This window comes from uncultured Maricaulis sp. (assembly GCF_905480005.1).
Classification (GTDB): Bacteria; Pseudomonadota; Alphaproteobacteria; order Caulobacterales; family Maricaulaceae; genus Maricaulis.
Genome location: NZ_CAJQOO010000141.1, coordinates 1 through 6294 on the forward strand (window position 1 = coordinate 1; position 6294 = coordinate 6294).

Consider the following 6294-nt stretch of genomic DNA (forward strand, 5'->3'; position numbering starts at 1 on the left):
TGAGGGTCTCAATCCGCGCGAGCAATTCATCATCCGCGAACGCCGCCTGACCGAGGAGGGATCGACCCTGGAAACCCTGGGTCAGACCCTCGGCATCTCCAAGGAACGGGTCCGCCAGATCGAAAGCGCCGCTCTCGCGAAGCTGCGCACCCATTTGTGCAATGCTGTCGGCGACCCGGTCGAAGCCGGCCTGATCCCGAGCCAATAAGGGTGCCAGGCCAATAATCATCCCCAGCCGATAATCGTCCCTGGCGAATAGTCGCCCCGAGCCGATTATCGCTCCCAACCGCTTATCGCCCCCAGGCAATAAGCGTCACAAACGATACCCAACCAACAAGATGGCCACGGTGCCGCGGAGCCCTCCCTCCGCGGTACCGTCAGTCTGCACGGCGCTGGACCGCACAAGCCGGGCCGGCTTGCCACCGCGACCCTCACAGTCAGCGAGGCCGCGCCTCGCCGGCATCCTCCGCCACAATTTCCAGACGCGCACGATGGTCCAGCCGGATCATCGGTCCGTTTTCCTCGACCAGCCAGCCGCGCACCCGGACGCGGCGCCCAAGCAATTCCTCCGGCCCGAGATTGGCATCAAGGAAATCCTGGCTGTCCGCCGCGTCGATCCGCACTGTGAAATCGCTGCGATAATCCGACCCGAAATTGAGATAGATGCGCCCCGAGTCGAGCCGGACGGCATCGGTAACCCGGCCCTCCACGATCTGGGACGAGCCGATATCCTGGGCGCGGGCATCGGGATGAGTGTCGCGGATTGCATGGTCCGGATCGCCCCACATCCCCAGGCGACGACGTCGCGCCTCGGCCTCGAGGCGGAGCAATGTGGCGGCATGCGCCTGATTATCGGCATGGCTCATCACGCGAGCCAGTCCCGCGGCAACCAGGCGGGCCTGAAGCCAGGCCGGCGCCTCGCCATCCGCACCCGTCTCACCATCCGGCATCACCGCGGACACATGCGCCAGCGCCCTGTCATAGCGATCGCGCCGCAGACCGGAATAAGTCAGCGATAGCTGCCGGCCTTCCAGCCAGTCGGCCAGCCAGATTTCCGTCTGCTCCGGCACCGGCGTGTCGACCTCCGCCAGGCGGACTTCCAGAACACCATCCGCGGTCTCCAGCTGGAGGGTCAGCGCACCGGCCATGCCGAGGAAACGCCCCTCCTCCCCCGCCTCTCCTTGCGGCGGCGGGACGACCGGCATGACCGGGGCACCATCCGGCGCAAGACCCGATTCATCGCTCGCCTGGATGAGCGTCAGGGCGGGCGCGTCGGGGGCGTCGGGGAAGTCAGAGATGTCGGGGGCACGCCCGGACAGGACGGCAATTGAACCGGTTGCGGGGTGTGTGTCCTGCGCGTCTTCCGGCGCCGCTGCGGTTGGACCACAGGCGGCGAGACCCAGGACGAGACAAACAGATCGATGCATCACTGCACCTCCTTTTCTCGCCCCTTGCTGACCCTTACCATTTCATACACTTTATAGTTGCATTCTTCAAGTCCATACTGGCGGAAAACACACTGAATGCGCCGCCGTTTACCATTCCGTTTACTATCTCGCGCTAGATCTGAACGCCAATCTCTCAGCTAGGGACACCCCTTCGATGAACGCCTACGCTTATACCGATGATGCCGCTGCCCCGATGGGCGCCACGACCGATGCTCACGCCATCGCCGAAGCCGTTGGCGAATCCGCGGCACGCGCCTCCCAGGGCGCCGAAGCGGCGCAGGTCGCCCGTGATGCGATGAATCAGGTCGAGGAATCCAGCCAGGTGCTCGAGCGCCGGGTCGAAGCCCTGACCGATGCCTCCCAGCGCATCAATGCCATTCTCTCAACGATCGAAGCGATCGCCAGCCAGACCAATCTCCTGGCCCTGAACGCCACCATCGAAGCCGCCCGTGCCGGCGATGCCGGCCGCGGTTTCGCGGTCGTTGCCGGCGAAGTCAAAGCCCTGGCCGGTCAGACAGCCAAGGCGACCGAAGACATCGCTGCGCGGATCTCGGCCCTCGACAATGAGGTCAAGGAAATCCTCGACGGCGTGCGCGGCTCCGGCGAGTCGGTGGCCCGCGGCAAGGAAGCTGTCGACCAGATGACCGAGGCGACGCAGGAAGTGGCGCACCAGCTCAGCACGCTGCGCGAACAGGTTCGCTAGACCGCGATCACTGACACAGACCTGAAAGGGCGGGCGCCGAAAGGCCCCGCCCTTTTGCGTTTCGGGCGAGCTCTGGTCTGGTGAGGCACCGGAACCCGAGCGCGCTCATCCCGCGTTTCGGATCCTTCCGCAGCCCCTGATCCTGTCTGGCCCTGCCGCCCTGAAGCCCGGCATCCTGTCGGGTGAGGCACTGATCGAAGCCGGCGCTCCGCAAGCGGGCCTTGCAAGCCCGGGACGGCGAGACCGGATGTCGTGCGGGTGTGGGGATTGACGCCGTCCGGACCGGGATCGCGCCGCTTACAGCCCCGTCCCGTCAGCGCATCAGACGCGGCGCGATTTCCGGATGGTCGCCTCCGGCGCGGCGAGAAACCCGGCCAGATCGGCAATCGGCAGGGGTTTGGACAGGAGGAAGCCCTGAACCCAGTCACTGCCAAGCAGTTTCAGAGCGGCAAAATCGGTCTCGGTCTCAACCCCTTCGGCGACGACTTCCAGACCGAGATTGTGAGCCAGGTCAATTGTTGACTTGATCAGCATGCGACCGCGCGCATTGGCGTTCAGATTGGACACGAATTGACGGTCCAGCTTCAGCTCGTCACTCGGGATCATCTGCAGATAGGCCAGCGAGGACTGACCGGTTCCATAATCATCGATCGAGATCCGGGCGCCGGATTCGCGCCAGAGGTTCAGATGCTCGATGGCCTTCTCCGGATTGGTCATCACGGCCGTCTCGGTGATCTCGAACGTGATCGGCCCGCTGGCGCCGACGATCAGGGCGCGCGCCTTGCGCGCAAAATCGGCATCACCCACAAGGGCGCCCGAGATATTGATCGCGATGGAGATCGGCTTGCCCTCGCCCAGAAGTCGCTGCTGATCTGCGATGCTCTGTCGGATCACCCATTCGGTGAAGGGCCGGATATGCCCGGTTTCCTCGGCCTGGGGAATGAACTGGTCCGGCGAGATGAAGCCGCGCTCCGGGTGGAACCAGCGGCTGAGCGCTTCCACGGCTTCAAACCTGCCGGTGCGCACTTTGAGCTTGGGCTGGTAGTAGAGCGACATCTCGCCCTTCTCGGTCGCCCGCATCATCTCGCTCATCAGGGACAGGTTCGCTGCAGGATTACCGTACAACGCCTCGTCGAATTCGGCATGCGGCACATTGAGGTGGTGGGCCTGGTCGATGGCCAAATGGGCGTGACGCACGGCCGTCTCGGGGTCGCTGTCGCGCGCCAGACCACACACAATACCGACATCGATACTGAGATCGTCGACTGTGACCGCGTTTTCGAACAATCCCGCGACACCCCGGGCCACGGCATTGGCCTCGCGCGTGTCGGCAGAGGGCTGCAGAAGTCCGAAGAGACCCGGCAGGAGCCTGTAGACCGTCACCGGATACGCACCTCCGGCAAGGCGCGCCGCGACGGCCTGCTCGAAGCGCGAGTAGACACGATAGCCCAGGGCGCCCGACAAATGCTTGCTGCGCTTGATCTGCGCAGAGATGACCACCGGCGCCTCGCCTGTCTCGGCCGTGACCTTCGCCAGGTCGCGCAGCATGGCCGCATGGGTCGGCAGCCCGGTGCTCGCATCGGTATAGAGGCTTTCCGACAATGCCCGCGCGTTCGCGCGCGCGACGCGGCTGCGCGCGAACACGATGCCGGCGATGCAGATACAACCCGCCCCCAGACCCAGGGCGATCATCATGTTCCGGGCCTGCCGCGCCCGCGCCAGTTCGAGCGCCTGTTCGAGGCCCTCGGTGCGCAATTGCTGGATTTCGAGTTCCTGTTCGGCGAAATCGAACTGGGCGCCGACGAGGGCGCTATTGGCCGAGCTCGCGAAGGCCGCGCGCTCATCGGTGAGGCGCTTGAACGCCTGCAGATGAGCATAGGCGGAGACCCAGTCACCATGCGCGGCATAAATCTCGGCAGCGCTGCCGTGCAGTGGGGTATAATTCTGCGAGGTGGTTTCGACGTCGACATCGCGGAAAGCCACGCTCAGGAAGCGGACAGCCCGCCGGGAATCCCCTCGACCGAAAGCGATCTGGGCCCGGACGCCCCAGAAGAAGCGGACCCATTCGAACGTGCCATTATCCTCAACCAGGGAGAAGGCGGCATCGATGGACGCTTCCGCGCCGTCATAATCAGCCTGTTCCAGCTGCATGTTGGACAGATTGTTGAGCACGCGCGCCTCAAGGATGGCGCTGCCCATCGTATTGGCCAGGGTCCGTGCCTGCTCGAAGGAAAGGGCGGCCTCGTCATAGCGTTCAAGCTGAGTGAGAGCGTTGGCGAGATTATTGTGGGCGGCAAGGTCCAGCGAGGGATCCTGATAGCGCTCGAGCGCATTCTGGAAATACTCCACCGCCCGCTCATATTGCCGGGCATCGGTATAGATGGACGCCATCGACTGGAGCGCGATCGACTCGCTGCGGCTTTCGCCCAGATCACGATAGATCTCGTAGGCGCGCTGATAATTCTCCAGCGCATCGCCGTGCTCGCCCAGCACTTTCTCGATTCGCCCGAGCGAAGTGAAGATGTCCGCCAGGAGTTTTGTCTCGGCCGGCGTCTCGCCCAGACGCGACTGCGCCGCGAGCGCGATCGGGTAGGCATCCTCGGCACGCCCCATACGGGTCAGCGCCTCGGACTGAAGCCACCAGGCCGTCGCCATCGCTTCATCGCGCTCATTAATTATGAGCCGGCGAGCCAGATCCTCGGCACGTTCTGACAGTGACAGGGCGGCCGTCGGATCACGCATCATCGCGGCTTGCGACGCGCTCACGGCATCCGCGAAATTCTCAATAATTTCAGGTTCTTGTGCGCGTACATCCGTAGGCGCCAGAGCCAGGGAAAGGCTCAGGACAAGTGCAATCACCGTCAGTGGGTTTGCGAGCAAATGCACAAATACTCTCCGAACGCGCCGTCTGGACGGGTTTGATGCATAACTCTACCAGCGCGGGCTGAAGGAATGCTTAATTAGGCCCACCGGCAGGCCTGGGGGGCAAACGAAAAGGGCCGCCGGCTTTCGCCGACGGCCCTCTTTCAACGCACTGCCGAGTGGATCAGAAGCGCATTTCGAAGCGGACACCGCTGGTCGCAGCGGAGAATTCGGAGACCTGCTCATCACCGGACAATTGCTGGCGACTGAAGAGGCTCACGCGTCGATCCGAAGAGCCCAGCTCGGTCACATAGATGACCTCGGCATAGACCGGACGTCGGCCTCCCAGCTCCCAGACATCGCTCTCGACGGCGAGTTCGCCGGTCTCGCGATCGGTGACCGCCATGCCGGTATAGCTCAGGGCACCCCGTTCGATATGGAGCGGCTGCACCATGCTGAAGCGGACACCATCATTGTTCGAGAACAGCGCCTCGTAGCGGATGGAGACCTGGGCCGCAGTGCTGTCGATACGATCGGCGATGTCCAGCAGCCCGCCATCAAAGGCCGTGGTCCGCGTCTGGGCCATGGTCATCGACGCGCTCAGAGATATCCGCGAAGAGGGCCGGGCGTCGAGACCAAAGGTCAGGGCGGTCGTGTCCGCACCGCCCTCGAGGGCCAGGATACTGCTGCCCTGGGCACCGAGCAGGCCGCTCGCCTCGTGCAGCTGCGTCAGCGAGCCATTGACCGTGACACGGTCACTCAGCGGATAGCTGAGATCGAGATTGGCAGCGAAGGCCTGATAGGGTGCGACACCCTCAAACAGGGCGCGTTCCTCACCGGTCCCCGGCATGACATAGAGCGCCTGCTCGTAAGTCGTTGTGACACCAAAGGAAAGCTCCAGATCACCGACCAGGTCAAAGGCGCTGGCTGCATAGGCACCGCCCGAGGCAAAGCCGAGAACCGGATTGACACCGCCACTCTCCGGACGATGGTCCGAGAAGAGGTTGAAGCCGGCCTGGCTGGACAGCGCCAGAGCGCCCTCACCCACACCGAATTTCATGGACCGGCCGCTCTCCGTATCGGTCAGCTCGACACCGGCATGGAAGCCGAGTTCACGGGCATAGCCGACATTGGACGGATCCAGGGTGGAGGCCGTGGCCGTCACCATCAGATTGCCGCGCTCGGACAGGACCTGGGACGCACTGCGGATATCCGAGAAACTCGTCCCGTTCAGCGACGCGCCGGTCCGCTCATAGATATATTGTTCGGCGTAGGCATTGG

Annotated in this window: 5 protein-coding genes; 2 read left to right on the forward strand and 3 right to left on the reverse strand. The window is 63.8% G+C overall.

What is annotated here, in order from left to right:
• On the forward strand, positions 1 to 208 hold a 208-nt coding region (locus tag QZ266_RS12635; protein WP_295695704.1), incomplete at its 5' end, for a sigma factor-like helix-turn-helix DNA-binding protein.
• Positions 209 to 437: 229 nt separating this feature from the next.
• Here QZ266_RS12635 and QZ266_RS12640 read toward each other — a convergent pair.
• Positions 438 to 1427, reverse strand: coding sequence for a thermonuclease family protein (locus tag QZ266_RS12640; protein WP_295695706.1), 990 nt, complete (start codon positions 1425 to 1427; stop codon positions 438 to 440).
• 175 nt (positions 1428 to 1602) lie between these two features.
• Between QZ266_RS12640 and QZ266_RS12645 the strand changes: the two genes are divergently transcribed.
• Positions 1603 to 2151, forward strand: a complete 549-nt coding sequence (locus QZ266_RS12645; RefSeq protein WP_295695708.1) for a methyl-accepting chemotaxis protein — start codon at positions 1603 to 1605, stop codon at positions 2149 to 2151.
• A gap of 321 nt (positions 2152 to 2472) precedes the next feature.
• Here QZ266_RS12645 and QZ266_RS12650 read toward each other — a convergent pair whose 3' ends face one another.
• On the reverse strand, positions 2473 to 4917 hold the full coding sequence (locus tag QZ266_RS12650; RefSeq protein ID WP_295695710.1) for an EAL domain-containing protein: 2445 nt from the start codon (positions 4915 to 4917) through the stop codon (positions 2473 to 2475).
• Positions 4918 to 5197: 280 nt separating this feature from the next.
• Positions 5198 to 6294: hypothetical protein (locus QZ266_RS12655; RefSeq protein ID WP_295695711.1), on the reverse strand; the 1097-nt coding region annotated here is incomplete at its 5' end.

Coding starts and splice junctions, on each gene's coding strand:
- QZ266_RS12645 (WP_295695708.1), top strand. CDS start 1,603: ATGAACGCCTACGCTTATACCGATGATGCCGCTGCCCCGATGGGCGCC.
- QZ266_RS12640 (WP_295695706.1), bottom strand. CDS start 1,427: ATGCATCGATCTGTTTGTCTCGTCCTGGGTCTCGCCGCCTGTGGTCCA.